Below are 16,448 nucleotides of genomic sequence, written 5' to 3' on the forward strand. Positions count from 1 at the left end.
GGACCCCCGAGTTCAACATTCGCGCACCCCTCCGGCCACGGCCCCGGGTACCTGAGCGTTGAACTCGGGGGTCCTGAGCGTTCGACACGGCGGTTCTGAACGTACGACTCGCGATGCCGGAGTGGAGGACACGTGATGCCTGAGCGGAGGACACGCGAGGGGCGGGGAGGGGGTGCGGGTAGGGTGCAGGGCCGTTCGGGGATGGGACTGCGGATCAGCCATACGGGTGACCAGTCAGCTTGCGTCGCTGGGGGCCAAGGCATAGGTTTACCCCTACATCTAGTGGTTGCACCGACGTAGTTAGTCCACAGGTTGGGTTATTCCCCCTCCCCAGGGCTAACGCGCTGAGTGCTGCGCTCAGGCAGGTTCGAGCAGGGGAGATCAGTCGTGCGGTGCCCGTTCTGCCGGAACTCGGACTCGCGCGTGGTCGACTCCCGCGAGGTGGACGAGGGCCAGGTGATCCGCCGCAGGCGGTCCTGCTCCAGCTGCGGCCGCCGGTTCACCACCGTCGAGGAGGCCGTGCTCGCGGTGGTGAAGCGCTCCGGCGTCACCGAGCCCTTCAGCCGTGACAAGGTCGTCAACGGCGTCCGCCGCGCCTGCCAGGGCCGCCCCGTCGACGAGGACGCCCTCCAGCACCTCGCGCACCGCGTGGAGGAGTCGATCCGCTCCGGCGGCGTCGCCGAGATCCCCAGCCACGAGGTGGGGCTCGCGATCCTCGGCCCGCTGCGCGAGCTGGACGAGGTCGCCTACCTGCGCTTCGCCAGCGTGTACCGCTCCTTCTCGTCCGTCGAGGACTTCGAGAAGGAGATCGCCGATCTCCGCGACGCCCAGCGCGACGACTAGCGCGACGACCGGCACGACGGACCGGCACGACGACCGGCGCCCGCCGCCGCGACCAGAACGCCGCGGCCCAGTACAGCCGCGACCAGAACACCACAGCGACCGCCTCGGACGGGGAGCCCGGACGTGGTCGCGCCACCACACACCTGATCGAGAGGGAACCCGGATGACCGAGACCGTCGGTGGCTCAGGGAAGAAGACCGCCACCCGCAACGGCGCGGGCGCCAAGAACGCCAAGCTGAAGGTGGAGCGCGTCCACACCACCGAAGGCGTGCACCCGTACGACGAGGTCACCTGGGAGCACCGGGACGTCGTGATGACGAACTGGCGCGACGGCTCGGTGAACTTCGAGCAGCGCGGCGTGGAGTTCCCCGACTTCTGGTCCGTCAACGCCACCAACATCGTGACCAGCAAGTACTTCCGCGGCGCGGTGGGCACGCCGCAGCGCGAGCACAGCCTCCGCCAGCTCATCGACCGCGTGGTGCTCACCTACGTCAAGGCGGGTGTCGAGCACGGCTACTTCGGCACCGACGCCGACGCCGAGCTCTTCGAGCACGAGCTGACGTGGATGCTGCTGCACCAGGTGTTCAGCTTCAACTCGCCGGTGTGGTTCAACGTCGGCACGAGCTCCCCGCAGCAGGTCAGCGCCTGCTTCATCCTGTCGGTCGACGACACGATGGAGTCGATCCTCAACTGGTACCGCGAGGAGGGCCTGATCTTCAAGGGCGGCTCCGGCGCGGGCCTGAACCTCTCGCGCATCCGCTCGTCCAAGGAGCTGCTGTCCTCCGGCGGCACGGCGTCCGGCCCGGTGTCGTTCATGCGCGGCGCCGACGCGTCCGCGGGCACCATCAAGTCCGGTGGCGCGACCCGCCGCGCGGCGAAGATGGTCGTGCTGGACGTGGACCACCCCGACGTCGAGGAGTTCATCGAGACGAAGGCGCGCGAGGAGGACAAGGTCCGCGCGCTGCGCGACGCCGGGTTCGACATGGACCTGGGCGGCAAGGACATCGTGTCCGTCCAGTACCAGAACGCCAACAACTCGATCCGCGTGTCCGACGAGTTCATGCACGCCTACGAGGACGGCGGCCAGTTCGGCCTGCGCGCCCGGATGACCGGCGAGGTCATCGAGCACGTCGACGCGAAGTCCCTGTTCCGCAAGCTCGCGAAGGCCGCCTGGGAGTGCGCCGACCCGGGCATCCAGTACGACGGCACGATCAACGACTGGCACACCACGCCGGAGTCGGGCCGGATCACCGCGTCCAACCCGTGCTCGGAGTACATGCACCTGGACAACTCCAGCTGCAACCTGGCGTCGCTGAACCTGATGAAGTTCCTGTCCGACGACGGCTCGTTCAACGCCGGGCTGTTCGCCAAGTCGGTCGAGCTGATCATCATCGCGATGGACATCTCCATCAGCTTCGCGGACTTCCCGACGCCCTCGATCGGCGAGACCACGCGCGACTTCCGCCAGCTGGGCATCGGTTACGCGAACCTGGGCGCGCTGCTCATGGCGACCGGCCACGCCTACGACTCCGAGGGCGGCCGCACCCTGGCGGCCTCGATCACGTCGCTGATGCAGGCCGTGGCGTACCGGCGTTCCGCGGAGCTGGCGGGCGTCGTCGGCCCGTACGCGGGTTACGCCCGCAACGCCGAGGCGCACCAGCGGGTCATCCGCAAGCACGCGGCGGCCAACGACTCGATCCGCGCGCTGCACGCCAACGACGCGGCGGTCCGCTCGCTGGCCACCAGGGAGTGGCAGCGCTGCCAGGAGGTCGGCGCCCGCCACGGCTGGCGCAACGCGCAGGCCAGCGTGCTCGCGCCCACCGGCACCATCGGCCTGATGATGGACTGCGACACGACCGGCATCGAGCCGGACCTGGCGCTGGTGAAGTTCAAGAAGCTGGTCGGCGGCGGCTCCATGCAGATCGTCAACCAGACCGTGCCGCGCGCGCTGCGCGCCCTGGGCTACCAGGAGGAGCAGGTCGAGGCGATCGTCGAGTACATCGGCGAGCACGGGCACGTGGTGGACGCGCCGGGCCTCAAGCTGGAGCACTACGAGGTGTTCGACTGCGCGATGGGCGACCGCTCGATCGCGCCGATGGGCCACGTGCGGATGATGGCCGCGGTGCAGCCGTTCCTGTCGGGCGCGATCTCCAAGACGGTGAACATGCCGGAGACGGCGACCGTCGAGGAGGTCGAGGAGATCTACTACCAGGGCTGGAAGATGGGCCTGAAGGCCCTGGCCATCTACCGCGACAACTGCAAGGTCGGCCAGCCGCTGTCGGCGGGCAAGTCGGCCAAGGCGTCGTCGGAGGCCAAGGCCGCCGAGCCGGTCATCGAGTACCGGCCGGTGCGCAAGCGGCTGCCGAAGAAGCGCCCGTCGCAGACGGTGTCGTTCACGGTCGGCGGCGCCGAGGGCTACCTGCACGCGGGCTCGTACCCGGACGACGGCCTCGGCGAGATCTTCGTCAAGCTCGGCAAGCAGGGTTCGACGCTGGCGGGCGTGATGGACGCGTTCTCCATGTCCATCTCGGTCGGCCTCCAGTACGGCATCCCGCTGGAGTTCTACGTCTCGAAGTTCCAGAACCTGCGCTTCGAGCCGGCCGGCATGACCGACGACCCGGACGTGCGGATCGCGACCAGCGTGCTGGACTACCTGTTCCGCCGGCTGGCGCTGGACTACCTGCCGTTCGAGAAGCGGGCCCAGCTGGGCATCTTCACCGCCGACGAGCGCACCGCGCAGGTGGCGTCGGACTACAACGGCGGTGACGTGGACCTGGAGGGCCTGCGCACCTCGGTGGGCTCGGCCGAGCAGTCGGCTCCCGCGAACGCGCCGGCGCCCGCGCCGGAGAAGAAGTCCAAGCCGCAGGACGTGAAGGTCGGCAGCTCCACGGAACTGCTCGAACTGCACCTGGGCAAGGCCGCCGACGCGCCGCTGTGCATGACGTGCGGCACGAAGATGCGCCCGGCGGGCTCCTGCTACCTGTGCGAGGGCTGCGGCTCCACCTCGGGTTGCAGCTGATCCTGAGCGCCTCCAGCGAGTGAAGTAGCCGGTCAGAGCCGGGGCAACGGATGTTGCCCCGGCTCTGGCGTTCCTGCTCGCGGTTGCTTTCGCTGATGGCGCGTCGTTCGACGAAGCGATCACCGAGATGATCGACGCCCTGCGGGGGTACGCGGAAGACTGGCAGGAGCGCCTGCTCAACACCCCGAACCACCGCGACAACTGGGGATTGGTGCAACTGATCAGTTTCAGCGACGACGAGCAACGGCAGGATCCTGCGCATCCGCGCCTCGCACCCGGCGGACTGCGACGGCTACGGGGCAGAGCACGTGGAAGCACATCCTCCGCGATCAACTCGAAGTCGACGGCGCACGATGAGGTGACGCACCAGCACCCCGAGGGGATCGCCGGCAGCGGGGTCAGCAGGGTCGGTTCAGCGGCGCGGGTTGCGCGTGACGGTCAGGCCGAGCACCTCGACCGCACCGGCGCGACGGGCCGCGTTCGCCACGCCCGCCATGGTGTAGCCGCTCTGGTGGGTGTCGTCCACGACCAGCACGGTCTGCCCGGCCAGGTCCTCGTCGACCCGGAACGCGCCGAGCAGGTCGACGCGCTCGCGCGGCGTCAGCAGGCGGGCCGGCTTGCGGACCCGGCCCGGTGACGTGACCGGGGTCAGGCCGAGACCCAGGTCGTGCGCCAGGGCGAGGCCGAGCAGCGCGCTCACCGCCGGGCGGTCGGGGTCGTGGCCCGGCACCGGCAGGACGCGGGTCGCGCGGGCGAACCACTCGTGCCTGATCACCACCTCCGCCAGCGCGGCGCACAGGGCCTGACCAGCGCGGTCGACCTCGGCCGGCGTACCGGTGCGGTGCTTGACCAGGTGCAGCCGCTCGGCCACCGCGGTGCGCGCGGTCCCGTCCGGTTCCAGGTGGTGGTCGAGCGCCACCAGGCAGTCCACGCTCTCGTGCTCCACGGGGACCACCAGCACCTCGCCGAGCAGCCGGAAGAAGTCCGCCAGGTCGGCGGGCGGCGGCGCGCCGAGCCGGACGCGGTAGGGCCAGCGGCGGTCGTTGCCGAGGTTGCGCACCGGCTCGCCACCGGGCAGGGCGCCGAGCACGTGGGCGGCGACCTCGGGCGGGCCGCGGAACCGGAGGAGCCAGGACGAGCCGGACGGTTCCAGCTCCCAGGCCACCGACCGGTCCGGGCGGGGCGACGTCGACGTGGGCAAGCGAGTACCCCCCAGGCGGAAAAGATACCGCCAGCGTGCCACAACCGACCCCGGTCGCGCGCGGCATTTCCCGCGCGCGACCGGGGTCGCCTCGGCCACACCCGCCTCGGCCGCGCCCGCCTCAGCGCCGCCGGAACAGCTTGTTGCCCAGCCACACCACCGGGTCGTACCGGCGGTCGGCCACGCGCTCCTTCATCGGGATCAGCGCGTTGTCGGTGATCTTGATGTGCTCGGGGCACACCTCGGTGCAGCACTTGGTGATGTTGCACAGCCCGAGCCCGTGCTCGGACTGCGCCTGCCCCACCCGGTCCGCCGAGTCCAGCGGGTGCATCTCCAGTTCGGCCACCCGCATCAGGAACCGCGGCCCGGCGAACGCCTCCTTGTTCTCCTCGTGGTCGCGGATCACGTGGCAGGTGTCGTTGCACAGGAAGCACTCGATGCACTTGCGGAACTCCTGCGAGCGCTGCACGTCCACCTGCTGCATCCGGTACTCGCCCGGCGCGACGCCCGCGGGCGGCCGGAACGCCGGGACCTCCCTGGCCTTCCGGTAGTTGTACGACACGTCCGTGACCAGGTCCCTGATCACCGGGAACGTGCGCATCGGCGTCACGGTCACCGTCTCGCCCTCCGCGAACACCGACATCCGCGTCATGCACAGCAGCCGCGGCCGGCCGTTGATCTCGGCCGAGCACGAGCCGCACTTGCCCGCCTTGCAGTTCCACCGCACCGCGAGGTCCGGCGCCTGCGTGGCCTGCAACCGGTGGATCACGTCGAGGACGACCTCGCCCTCGTTGACCTCCACGGTGAAGTCCTCCAGGCCGCCGCCCTCGGCGGAACCGCGCCACACCCGGAAGTGCCCCTGGTAACCCACCGTCACGCCTCCAGTTCGCCCGCGGTCAGGTACTTCTCCAGCTCGGTGCGCTCGAACAGGGCCAGCAGGTCCGGTCTGATCGGCGCCTGCGGCTCCTCGACCACCTCGACGTCGCCGCCGGGCGCCCGGCACACCAGCAGCTTGCGCCGCCACTCGGCGTCCATGCCCGGGTGGTCGTCGCGGGTGTGCCCGCCGCGGCTCTCGGTGCGCAGCAGCGCCGCCCGCGCCACGCACTCGCTGACCAGCAGCATGTTGCGCAGGTCGAGCGCGAGGTGCCAGCCGGGGTTGAACTGCCGGTGGCCCTCGACGACCACGGACGCCGCCCGCCGCTTCAGCTCGTCGAGCCGCTCGACCGCCCGCTCCATCTCCTCGGCCCGCCGGATGATGCCCACCAGGTCGTTCATGGCCTGCTGGAGCTCCATGTGCAGCGTGTACGGGTTCTCGCCGCCGTCGCCCGCGAACGGGGCCACCGCCGTGCGCTCGGCCCCGGTCACCGCCTCGTCGGAGCACACCGGCCGGTCGGCCAGCCCGGCCACGTAGGACGCGGCGCCCGCGCCCGCCCGCCTGCCGAACACCAGCAGGTCCGACAGCGAGTTGCCGCCGAGCCGGTTGGAGCCGTGCATGCCGCCGGAGACCTCGCCCGCGGCGAACAGGCCGGGCACCGAGGACGCGGCCGTGTCCGGGTCGACCTGCACGCCGCCCATCACGTAGTGGCAGGTCGGCCCGACCTCCATGGGCTGCGCGGTGATGTCGACGTCGGCCAGCTCCTTGAACTGGTGGTGCATCGACGGCAGCCGCCGGATGATCTCCTCGGCGGGCATCCGGGTGGACACGTCCAGGAACACGCCGCCGTGCTCGGACCCGCGGCCGGCCTTGACCTCGGAGTTGATCGCCCGCGCCACCTCGTCGCGCGGCAGCAGCTCCGGCGGCCGGCGGTTGGTGTCCGGGTCGGTGTACCAGCGGTCGGCCTCGGCCTCGTTGTCGGCGTACTTGTCCTTGAACACCTCGGGGACGTAGTCGAACATGAACCGCTTGCCGTCGGAGTTGCGCAGCACGCCGCCGTCGCCGCGCACCGACTCGGTGACCAGGATCCCCTTCACCGACGGCGGCCAGACCATGCCGGTCGGGTGGAACTGGACGAACTCCATGTTGATCAGCGACGCGCCCGCGCGCAGGGCCAGCGCGTGGCCGTCGCCGGTGTACTCCCACGAGTTCGAGGTGACCTTGAACGACTTGCCGATGCCGCCGGTCGCGAGCACCACGGCGGGCGCCTCGAACAGCACGAACCGGCCGGACTCGCGCCAGTAGCCGAACGCGCCGGCGACCCGGCCGGCGTCGAGCACCAGGTCGGTGACGGTGAACTCCTGGAACACCCGCAGCCTGGACTCGTAGTCGCCGGTCTCGGCCAGGTCGTCCTGCTGGAGGGACACGACCTTCTGCTGGAGACTGCGGATCAGCTCCAGCCCGGTCCGGTCGCCCACGTGCGCGAGCCGCGGGTACTCGTGGCCGCCGAAGTTGCGCTGGCTGATCCGGCCGTCCTCGGTCCGGTCGAACAGCGCGCCGTAGGTCTCCAGCTCCCACACCCGGTCGGGCGCCTCCTTGGCGTGCAGCTCGGCCATCCGCCAGTTGTTGAGGAACTTCCCGCCGCGCATGGTGTCGCGGAAGTGCACCTGCCAGTTGTCGTTGGAGTTGACGTTGCCCATGGCCGCGGCGACGCCGCCCTCGGCCATGACGGTGTGGGCCTTGCCGAACAACGACTTGCACAGCACCGCCGTGCGCATGCCGTGTTCCCTGGCCTCGATCGCGGCGCGCAGCCCGGCGCCGCCGGCACCGATCACGAGCACGTCGAACGAATGCCGTTCCAGCTCGGGCAAAACCACTCCTCAGTTGACGAATCGGAGGTCGGTGATCGTCCCGGAGGCGACCAGGGCGATGTAGAGGTCCGTGACGCAGACGAAGATCAACGACGCCCACGCCAGCTGCATGTGGCGGGCGTTGAGCTTGGAGATCTGCGTCCACGTCCAGTACCGCACCGGGTGCTTGGAGAAGTGCTTGAGCCGCCCGCCCGCGATGTGCCGGCACGAGTGGCACGACAGCGTGTAGGCGGCCAGCAGGCCCACGTTCACCAGCAGCACCAGGTTGCCCAGGCCCACGCCCGCGCTCAGCGCGTAGAAGGCGTCGTAGACGTTGATCAGCAGCAGGAGCGAGGCGGCGTAGAAGAAGTAGCGGTGCAGGTTCTGCATGACCAGCGGGAACCTGGTCTCGCCGGTGTACTTGGCGTGCGGCTCGGCCACCGCGCACGCGGGCGGGGACAGCCACGCCGCCCGGTAGTACGCCTTGCGGTAGTAGTAGCAGGTCAGCCGGAAGCCCAGCAGGAACGGGATGATGATCACCGGCGGGGTCAGGAACCCCGGGAACTCGGGCAGCGGCCGGCCGAAGTGGGCCGCGCCGGGCAGGCACTCCTGGCTCAGGCACGGGGAGTACATGGGCGTCAGGTAGCGGTGCTCGTCCACCCAGTAGTAGTCGCCCATGAACGTGCGCACGGCCGCGTAGATGGAGATTAAAAGCAGGCCGCCGAACGTGACCAGCGGCGGCAGCCACCACCGGTCGGTTCGCAGTGTGCGCCGGGCGATCTGCGCCCTCATACCTCACCTCGTTCCACTTCGTTGTGGTGGGGACAGTTCGGGTTCGGCCCCCGGGGCGTGCCGGGGACGTGGTGCGGAAAAACCGAACCGGCCCCCGCGTGGTGTCCGTTCACGCGGGGGCCGGTCGGGGGTCGGTCAGGTTCGGTGGCTGCGGTAGCCGCCGAGGCCTTCGTCGTCTGCGTCGTGCCAGAACTCCGGGTCGTAGGGCGTGTCCGGCACGACGACCACCTCTCGCTCGACCCGGGGCGCTTCCCGCTGCCGGGGCGTGCGGTCCAGGTCGACCAGCTCGGTCGCGTCGATGTCCATGCGCTCGACGTCGTTGGCCAGCCTCTGCACCGCGGCCACGTCGCCGTACCGCGCGCGCAGGCCGCCGACGCACTGGCGCAGCTGCCCCAGCGCCCGGCGCAGGGCCACGATCTCGGAAGACGTCATGGTCAGCACCTCCTTGGGTCCGGTGCCGACTCTGCCAAGTCGACGCGCCTGTGACAAGCACCACAGGTGGTGACGGCGCGTCTCAGCTGCTGAATCGTTTTTGTAAGGATCATGAGTCGTGACATAGTGTGCCTGTTGTCACGTCCGACCGTGCGACGCCAGCGCTGCCGTCCCACCGGGCCACACAGCCCGTGATCACCACCGGAGACAGCGAACATGAGCGTGCATCCCGTCGTCGCCGAAGTGACGGCTCGCATCGCCGCCCGTAGCGCCGCCGGCCGGGCCGCCTACCTCGACCGCGTCGCCCGAGCCCACCAAGAGGGCCCCGCCCGCCGCGACATGGCGTGCAGCAACCTCGCGCACGGCTTCGCCGGCATCACCGGCGGTGACAAAGACCTCCTCCGGGCGATGCGTCGCCCGAACGTGGCAATCGTGTCCTCGTACAACGACATGCTGTCGGCGCACCAGCCGATGGACGAGTACCCGGCGTGGATCAAGGACGCGGCGCGCGCGGTCGGCGGCGTGGCGCAGTTCGCGGGCGGCGTGCCCGCCATGTGCGACGGCATCACCCAGGGCCGCGCGGGCATGGAGCTGTCGCTGTTCAGCCGGGACGTGATCGCGATGTCGACCGCCATCGCGCTGTCCCACGAGATGTTCGACGCCGCCCTGCTGCTCGGCGTGTGCGACAAGATCGTGCCGGGCCTGCTGATCGGCGCGCTGTCGTTCGGGCACCTGCCCGCGATCCTGGTGCCCGCGGGCCCGATGAACTCCGGCCTGCCGAACTCGGAGAAGGCCCGGGTGCGGCAGCTGTACGCGGAGGGCAAGGCGACCCGCGAGGACCTGCTGGAGGCCGAGTCCGCCTCGTACCACAGCCCCGGGACCTGCACCTTCTACGGCACCGCGAACTCCAACCAGCTGGTCGTCGAGGTCATGGGCCTGCACCTGCCGGGCGCGAGCTTCGTGCCGCCGGGCACCCGGCTGCGCAGGGCGCTGACCGAGGAGGCCGCACACCGGGCCGTGGAGATCAGCCGCGGCGACGACTACACCCCGGTCGGGCACGTGGTGGACGAGAAGTCCGTGGTCAACGGCCTGATCGCGCTGCTGGCCACCGGCGGCTCGACCAACCACACGATGCACCTGGTCGCCATCGCCTCGGCCGCCGGCATCGAGCTGAGCTGGGACGACTTCGCCGAGCTGTCCACGGTGGCGCCGCTGCTGGCCCGCGTCTACCCCAACGGCTCGGCCGACATCAACCACTTCCAGGCGGCGGGCGGCGTGCAGTTCCTGGTGCACACGCTGCTGGAGGCCGGCCTGCTGCACGAGGACGTGCGGACCGTGGCCGGTCCCGGCCTGTCGCGCTACACGCGGGAGCCGGTGCTCGTCGAGGGCGCGCTGACCTGGCGCCCCGGCGCGGGCCGCTCGCTGGACACCGACGTGCTGCGGCCCGCGACCGACCCGTTCGCCGCCGACGGCGGCCTGCGGATGCTGGCGGGCAACCTCGGCCGCGCGGTGATCAAGGTGTCGGCGGTCAAGCCGCAGCACCGCGTCGTGGAGGCGCCCGCGCGGGTGTTCACCTCGCAGGAGGCGTTCAGCGAGGCGTTCAAGGCGGGCGAGCTGGAGCGCGACGTGGTGATCGTGGTGCGGCAGCAGGGCCCGCAGGCCAACGGCATGCCCGAGCTGCACAAGCTCATCCCGGCGCTGGGCGTGCTCCAGGACCGGGGGTTCCAGGTCGCGCTGGTCACCGACGGCCGGATGTCCGGCGCGTCGGGCAAGATCCCGGCGGCGATCCAGCTCACCCCGGAGGCGGCCGTGGGCGGACCCCTGGCACGCGTGCGCGACGGCGACGTGCTGCGGCTGGACGCCGAGACGGGCACCCTGGAGGTGTTCGTGGACCCGGCGGAGCTGACCTCGCGCGAGCTGGTGGACTTCCCCCCGGACGCGCAGGCGTGGACCGGCACGGGTCGCGAGCTGTTCGCCGCGCTGCGGCGGGCCGTGGGACCCGCGGACCGGGGCGCCAGCGTGTTCGGACCCATCGCGGCCTCGCACTTCGAAGGCCAGTTCAACCAGGAGGTTTCCCGGTGACCACCAGCTCTGACCTGCTGGAGCTGTCCCCCGTCATCCCGGTCGTCGTCGTGGACGACGCCGCGCACGCCGTGCCGCTGGCCCGGGCGCTGCTGCGCGGCGGCATCCGGGTGATCGAGCTGACGCTGCGCACCCCGGCCGCCCTGGCGGCCATCGAGCGGGTCGCGGCGGAGGTGCCGGACATCGTCATCGGCGCGGGCACGGTCACCCGGCCCGAGCACGCCGAGCAGGCCGCGAAGGCGGGCGCCGGGTTCCTGGTGACGCCCGGCTCCACCGACCGGGTGCTCGACGCGGCCGAGGACACCGGGCTGCCGTTCCTGCCGGGCGCGGCGACCGTGTCGGAGGCCATGAGGCTGGCCGAGCGGGGCCTGACGGCGCTCAAGTTCTTCCCCGCCGAGGCCGCGGGCGGGGTGGACTACCTGAAGTCCATCGGCGGCCCGCTGCCCGGCCTGCGGTTCTGCCCGACCGGCGGCATCACGCCGGGGACGGCGTCGCGCTACCTGGCCCTGCCCAACGTCGGCTGCGTCGGCGGGTCGTGGCTGGCGCCGAAGGACGCGCTGGTCGCGGGCGACTTCGACCGCGTCGAGGAGCTCGCCCGCGCGGCGGCTGCGCTGGGGTGAGACCGGACCCGGGGCGCCACCGCGCGCCCTGATCGGTGTCGACGGGGGCCTGGGGACAGGCCCCCGTTCGCCTCGGCGCCGACCGGCCGCCACCCGGGTCACGCCAGGTGGGCCAGCGGTCCGGGTCACGCCAGGTGGGCCAGCGCCTCCGGGATGGAGTCCGCGACCGGCACGCCCGTCCGCTCCAGGACCCGGCGCGAGCTGACCCCCGTGGCGACGAGCACGACCCGCGCTCCCACGTGGCGGGCGGCGTCGGCGTCGTCGACCACGTCGCCGATGACCACCACCTCGTCGGGGCGCAGCCGCTGGGCGTCGAGGTGCGCGGCCAGGTGCTCGGCCTTCGAGCCGCCGCCTACGTCGGCGCGGAGGCCGTCGACGCGGGTGAACAGGTCGTGCAGGCCGAGTTCGGTGATCTTCGGGACCAGCTCGTCGTGGAACCACATGGACAGCAGCGACTGGGTCTGGCGCAGGGCCCTGAGCCGGTCCGGCACGCCGTCGGCGAGGGCGCACTCGTGCAGCGCGGCCCGGTACTCCTCGTGGAAGGCGAGGTCGATGCGGGCCCAGTCCCCCGCGGTGAGGGTGCGCGCGAGCAGCCGCTCGTAGCAGTCCTTGAGGGGGCGGCTGTAGGTGTCGCGCCAGAGGTCGAGGGTGACGGCGTCGCGACCGAAGTCCCGGCAGATCCGGTTGACCGCGGCCAGCACGGCGTGGTTGTCGGCGAGCAGGGTGCCGTTCCAGTCCCAGACGACGTGGTCGGCCCTGATTCTCACTTGGTCAGGCTACGGCGATAAGTTGAGTTCTCACTTCGGGGGAGGTAAGTGGGGATGGATGCGCGGCGGAGCACCGTGGTCGCCGAACCTCGTTCACAGGTGGCGCTGGTGTGGGCCGGGTTCCCGGTGCTGGGCGCGGCGGTGCTGTTCGGGCTGAGGTCGATCGCCGGGTGGGTGGCGGGCCTGTCGTGGGCGCCGATGCAGGGACCGTTCCGGCTGGTGGCCTCGGTACCGGAGCCGTGGGCGATGATCGGGTCGCTGGGGATCGGCGCGGTGGGCGGCCTGGTGATCGCCGGGATGGCGGCCTACGAGCGGCTGTCGGTGGAGGTCTTCGACGAGGGCGTCGAGTTCAACCGGGGCGGGCGGCTGCGGAACTTCGACCGGACCCTGGTGTCGGGCGTCTTCGTGGACGGCAAGAAGCTCGTGCTGCTCGGGGTGGACACCGGCGAGCTGGCCAGGGAGAGCAGCGACCTGAAGACGGCGGACCTGGCCCGGGCCTTCCAGCGGCACGGTTACCAGTGGCTGGAGAAGGACCCCTACGAGGACCGGTACCGGCGGTGGGCGGCGGGGACGCCCGACCTGCCGCCCGGGGCGGACGCGTTGTTGAAGGTGCGGGCGGAGGCCCTGCGCAAGGGCGACCACGAGGACGCCGCCCAGCTGCGCGAGGAGCTGAGCCGGCTCGGGGTCGTGGTGCGGGAGGACAAGAAGCGCCAGTTCTGGCGCCTCACCCGCAGCCTCCCCTGAACCCCGACGCGCTCCCCGGCCCCGACGTGCTCCCTGAGCCCAGCCACCTGAGCCTGAGCCCGCCCACGCTTCGAGCCCGCGACCCGACGAACCGAGCCTGCCGCGCGTCGAGTCCGCACCAGGGCAGGCCGGTGTGGAGCAGATCGCTCGTAGGCGGTCGGTCGTGGAGCGGTCGACCGTGAAGCCGGTCAGTAGTGGGGCGGTCAGTCCTGGGTCAGGTCGTCCAGCGCGGCGGTTTCCTCGCCCGCGCGGCTCAGTTCGTCCCGGACCACCCGGTAGGCCAGGCCCTGCGAGTAGCCCTTGCGCGCGAGCGCGGAGACCAGGCGGCGGATCTTGGTGGTGTCGTCCAGGCCCGCCATGGGGCGCAGCTTCTTGCGCACCAGCTCCCGCGCCCGCTCCTCCTCCGCCTCGTCGTCGACCGCCGCGATCGCCTCGGCCGCGACCTCGTCCGCCACGCCCTTGCGCCGCAGCTCCACGGCCAGGGCACGCCGGCCCAGGCCCTGGTAGGTGTGGCGTGAGCGCACCCAGACCTCGGCGAACGCCGCGTCGTCGATCAGCCCCGCCCGGTCGAACTTGCCGAGCACCAGATCGGCCGTCTCCTCGCGGATGCCCTTGCGCAGCAAGGCATCGCGAAGCTCGACCTGGGTCCTCGCCCTGGCGGCGAGCAGCGCGTAGCAGAGGTCGGTCGCCTTGCGCTGTTCCTTCGCCGGGTCGACCGGGCGCGGCTCGTCGACGTGCGGGTCCGAGCCGGAAGCCCGGCCGAAGCCCGAAGCCCGGTCGAACTCCGAGGCCGGGTCGAACTCCGGGCCGAAGCCGGAACCCGCGCCGGAACTCGAACCCGCGCCCGAACCCGCGCCCGAACCCTCGTCCGAGCCCGACCCCGTGCCCGAACCGATGGCCCGGCCGAAGCGGGAGTTGCCGGTCGAGCGGTCGCGGGGCGCCCCGCGACCACGACCGCCTCGTCCTGCCACGTCCGCTTAGAACTCGACCGGCGCGGCGGCGGGCTCCTCGGTGTCGAGGGTCGCCCCGATGCCGAGCTTCTCCTTGATCCGCTTTTCGATCTCGTTCGCCACGTCCGGGTTCTCGCGCAGGAACTTCCGCGCGTTCTCCTTGCCCTGGCCCAGCTGGTCGCCCTCGTAGGTGTACCAGGCGCCGGACTTGCGCAGGATGCCCTGGTCGACGCCCATGTCGATGAGCGAGCCCTCACGGCTGATGCCGTGGCCGTAGAGGATGTCGAACTCGGCCTGCTTGAACGGCGGGGCCACCTTGTTCTTCACGACCTTGACGCGGGTGCGGTTGCCGACCGGCTCGCCACCGTCCTTCAGGGTCTCGATCCGCCGCACGTCGAGGCGCACGGAGGCGTAGAACTTCAGCGCCTTGCCACCGGTCGTGGTCTCGGGCGAGCCGAACATCACGCCGATCTTCTCGCGCAGCTGGTTGATGAAGATCGCCGTGGTGCCGGACGAGTTGAGCGCGCCGGTGATCTTCCGCAGCGCCTGGCTCATCAGGCGGGCCTGGAGACCCACGTGGTTGTCGCCCATCTCGCCCTCGATCTCGGCGCGCGGCACGAGCGCCGCCACCGAGTCGATGACCAGGATGTCGAGCGCGCCGGAGCGGACCAGCATGTCCGCGATCTCCAGCGCCTGCTCACCGGTGTCCGGCTGGGAGACCAGCAGGGCGTCGGTGTCGACGCCCAGCTTGCGCGCGTAGTCGGGGTCGAGCGCGTGCTCGGCGTCGATGAACGCGGCGATGCCGCCGTTGCGCTGGGCGTTGGCCACGGCGTGGAGGGCCACGGTCGTCTTACCGGACGACTCCGGGCCGTAGATCTCCACCACGCGGCCGCGGGGCAGGCCGCCGATGCCGAGCGCGACGTCGAGCGCGATCGCGCCGGTCGGGATGACCTCGATCGGGGCGCGGCCCTCCTCGCCGAGCCGCATGACCGAGCCCTTGCCGAACTGCTTGTCGATCTGGGCCAGGGCCAGTTCGAGGGCCTTGTCCCGGTCGGGAGCCTGGGGTGCCATCTGGGGTCCACCTCGGTTGTCTTGGGTCGCTGTGCGATGTCGGGGCCGACGTTACGGGTGGGGTCCGACATTTTTCGGCGGCGACCAGGTCACCAGCGGGGCGAGGTACCCGGTCGTGTCGGGCAGTGTAGCCGAACAGGTGTTCGACCGACCTGGTCGCCACGCCGGGTCACCGGCGTTGTTCGGGCACGTCGAACGCGTCGCAGACGGCGAGCCAGACCTCCTTGGCCGGGGTCCCCGCCTCCAACGCCTCGTCCGCGGTGCGCCCGCCGAGGACGGACATCACGTGGTCGCGGGCGATCATCTCCCCGCGGACCTGGCCGAACTCGTCCGCCATCAACTTGCGGAACACCGTGTTGCGCATCGCGCCCAGGCTAGCGCGCGGTCCACCGCGCCCCGTCAGCCCGCCGGGTGCGCCGCGCCGGCCCACCTCGCGAACCGGACGCGCAGGTCCCGGAACGCGGGCGCGTCGACGGCGGCCGGGTCGTCCAGGAAGCCGACCACCGCACCGCCGCCGGGCGTGCGGCGGACGGTCGTCCCGAGGTCCGCGGGCAGCGGCGGCAGGTCCCGGCGCAGGTCGGCGCCGAAGCAGGTCCACCACCCGGGCAGGTCGGGCCGGCGGCCGGGCGGCGGCGCGTCGTCCGAGGAGGGGTCGTCGACCAGGTCGCGGACCTGGAGGACCGACCAGTCGTCCTCGACCCGGCCGAACGCGGCGCCGGAGCGCTCCGCGAGGTCCGGCCACAGCGCGGTCAGGTCGCGGTGCAGCCGCCGGTGGGGCTCCGCCCCGGGGCGGGGCTGCCGCCAGGTGTGGCAGGAGTCCAGCGTCAACCTCAGGGACGCCGCCTCCCCCGCGCCACCGGGGTCGGCCGCCAGGAAGACGTCCACCTCGGGCGACGTCCACAGGTTCGTGGCGCAGGTCCCGGCGGCCAGCTCGGCCACCACCGCGCCGCGGTCCGGGACCCCCGGGTCGTGCTCCACCGGGTCGTCCGGGTGGAAGGCGTTGACCAGCCCGTCGAGCGCCCGGTGCGGCGAGAACCCGGCCCTCTCGGCCGTGGACAGCACCTCCTCGACCGCGTCGGCGGTCAGCGAACCCGGGGGCAGTTGCAGCGTCCGGCACCAGTCGGAGCCCACGACCGGGGGTCCTGGCACGCGGACGGGGGTCGCCACGAGCGAAAACCGGCGTGCGCGGGCTCACCGCCGGCG

The 16,448-nt window shown here is 71.6% G+C and carries 15 protein-coding genes; 5 read left to right on the forward strand and 10 right to left on the reverse strand.

Going from position 1 to position 16,448, the window contains the following annotated elements; translation table 11 throughout:
• The first annotated feature begins 387 nt into the window (after nucleotides 1-387).
• Nucleotides 388-843, forward strand: a complete 456-nt coding sequence (nrdR, locus tag ABD223_RS29185; RefSeq protein WP_344039795.1) for a transcriptional regulator NrdR — start codon at nucleotides 388-390, stop codon at nucleotides 841-843.
• A gap of 163 nt (nucleotides 844-1,006) precedes the next feature.
• Nucleotides 1,007-3,862: a vitamin B12-dependent ribonucleotide reductase gene (locus ABD223_RS29190; RefSeq protein ID WP_344039796.1), complete on the forward strand. Its 2,856-nt coding sequence runs from the start codon at nucleotides 1,007-1,009 to the stop codon at nucleotides 3,860-3,862.
• A 412-nt stretch (nucleotides 3,863-4,274) separates the two neighbouring features.
• Here ABD223_RS29190 and ABD223_RS29195 read toward each other — a convergent pair whose 3' ends face one another.
• From ABD223_RS29195 to ABD223_RS29215, 5 genes are all read right to left on the reverse strand, one after another.
• Entirely contained in the window at nucleotides 4,275-5,063 is a 789-nt protein-coding gene (locus ABD223_RS29195) for a phosphoribosyltransferase (RefSeq protein ID WP_344039797.1), read from the reverse strand.
• A 121-nt stretch (nucleotides 5,064-5,184) separates the two neighbouring features.
• The gene (locus ABD223_RS29200) at nucleotides 5,185-5,934 is read right to left on the reverse strand and encodes a succinate dehydrogenase/fumarate reductase iron-sulfur subunit (protein WP_344039958.1); all 750 of its coding nucleotides are present in this window, start codon (nucleotides 5,932-5,934) and stop codon (nucleotides 5,185-5,187) included.
• Nucleotides 5,935-5,936: 2 nt separating this feature from the next.
• The gene (locus tag ABD223_RS29205; protein WP_344039798.1) at nucleotides 5,937-7,808 is read right to left on the reverse strand and encodes a fumarate reductase/succinate dehydrogenase flavoprotein subunit; all 1,872 of its coding nucleotides are present in this window, start codon (nucleotides 7,806-7,808) and stop codon (nucleotides 5,937-5,939) included.
• 9 nt (nucleotides 7,809-7,817) lie between these two features.
• The gene (locus ABD223_RS29210; protein WP_344039799.1) at nucleotides 7,818-8,579 is read right to left on the reverse strand and encodes a hypothetical protein; all 762 of its coding nucleotides are present in this window, start codon (nucleotides 8,577-8,579) and stop codon (nucleotides 7,818-7,820) included.
• Between the two features lie 135 nt (nucleotides 8,580-8,714).
• On the reverse strand, nucleotides 8,715-9,011 hold the full coding sequence (locus ABD223_RS29215; protein WP_344039800.1) for a hypothetical protein: 297 nt from the start codon (nucleotides 9,009-9,011) through the stop codon (nucleotides 8,715-8,717).
• 216 nt (nucleotides 9,012-9,227) lie between these two features.
• Between ABD223_RS29215 and edd the strand changes: the two genes are divergently transcribed.
• Nucleotides 9,228-11,093: a phosphogluconate dehydratase gene (gene edd, locus ABD223_RS29220; RefSeq protein WP_344039801.1), complete on the forward strand. Its 1,866-nt coding sequence runs from the start codon at nucleotides 9,228-9,230 to the stop codon at nucleotides 11,091-11,093.
• Nucleotides 11,090-11,713, forward strand: coding sequence for a bifunctional 4-hydroxy-2-oxoglutarate aldolase/2-dehydro-3-deoxy-phosphogluconate aldolase (gene eda, locus ABD223_RS29225; RefSeq protein WP_344039802.1), 624 nt, complete (start codon nucleotides 11,090-11,092; stop codon nucleotides 11,711-11,713). Before edd ends, eda begins: the two co-directional genes overlap by 4 nt.
• A 125-nt stretch (nucleotides 11,714-11,838) precedes the next feature.
• On the opposite strand, the gene ABD223_RS29230 is transcribed toward eda, so the two are convergent.
• On the reverse strand, nucleotides 11,839-12,480 hold the full coding sequence (locus ABD223_RS29230; protein ID WP_344039803.1) for an HAD family hydrolase: 642 nt from the start codon (nucleotides 12,478-12,480) through the stop codon (nucleotides 11,839-11,841).
• 54 nt (nucleotides 12,481-12,534) lie between these two features.
• Between ABD223_RS29230 and ABD223_RS29235 the strand changes: the two genes are divergently transcribed.
• A complete protein-coding gene (locus ABD223_RS29235) occupies nucleotides 12,535-13,224 on the forward strand; it encodes a YqeB family protein (protein ID WP_344039804.1) in 690 nt (229 codons plus the stop codon).
• Between the two features lie 203 nt (nucleotides 13,225-13,427).
• On the opposite strand, the gene ABD223_RS29240 is transcribed toward ABD223_RS29235, so the two are convergent.
• From ABD223_RS29240 to ABD223_RS29255, 4 genes are all read right to left on the reverse strand, one after another.
• Nucleotides 13,428-14,120: a regulatory protein RecX gene (locus ABD223_RS29240; protein ID WP_380648432.1), complete on the reverse strand. Its 693-nt coding sequence runs from the start codon at nucleotides 14,118-14,120 to the stop codon at nucleotides 13,428-13,430.
• Nucleotides 14,121-14,201: 81 nt separating this feature from the next.
• Nucleotides 14,202-15,245, reverse strand: coding sequence for a recombinase RecA (gene recA, locus ABD223_RS29245; protein WP_344039805.1), 1,044 nt, complete (start codon nucleotides 15,243-15,245; stop codon nucleotides 14,202-14,204).
• A gap of 169 nt (nucleotides 15,246-15,414) precedes the next feature.
• Entirely contained in the window at nucleotides 15,415-15,609 is a 195-nt protein-coding gene (locus ABD223_RS29250; RefSeq protein ID WP_344039806.1) for a DUF3046 domain-containing protein, read from the reverse strand.
• Between the two features lie 35 nt (nucleotides 15,610-15,644).
• Complete coding sequence (locus tag ABD223_RS29255) at nucleotides 15,645-16,376, reverse strand: hypothetical protein (protein WP_344039807.1); 732 nt, start codon at nucleotides 16,374-16,376, stop codon at nucleotides 15,645-15,647.
• Between the last annotated feature and the right edge of the window lie 72 nt (nucleotides 16,377-16,448).

Source organism: Saccharothrix xinjiangensis (assembly GCF_039527585.1).
GTDB lineage: Bacteria > Actinomycetota > Actinomycetes > Mycobacteriales > Pseudonocardiaceae > Actinosynnema > Actinosynnema xinjiangensis.

Coding starts and splice junctions, on each gene's coding strand:
- recA (WP_344039805.1), bottom strand. CDS start 15,245: ATGGCACCCCAGGCTCCCGACCGGGACAAGGCCCTCGAACTGGCCCTG.
- ABD223_RS29235 (WP_344039804.1), top strand. CDS start 12,535: ATGGATGCGCGGCGGAGCACCGTGGTCGCCGAACCTCGTTCACAGGTG.
- ABD223_RS29250 (WP_344039806.1), bottom strand. CDS start 15,609: ATGCGCAACACGGTGTTCCGCAAGTTGATGGCGGACGAGTTCGGCCAG.
- ABD223_RS29210 (WP_344039799.1), bottom strand. CDS start 8,579: ATGAGGGCGCAGATCGCCCGGCGCACACTGCGAACCGACCGGTGGTGG.
- ABD223_RS29190 (WP_344039796.1), top strand. CDS start 1,007: ATGACCGAGACCGTCGGTGGCTCAGGGAAGAAGACCGCCACCCGCAAC.
- edd (WP_344039801.1), top strand. CDS start 9,228: ATGAGCGTGCATCCCGTCGTCGCCGAAGTGACGGCTCGCATCGCCGCC.
- ABD223_RS29215 (WP_344039800.1), bottom strand. CDS start 9,011: ATGACGTCTTCCGAGATCGTGGCCCTGCGCCGGGCGCTGGGGCAGCTG.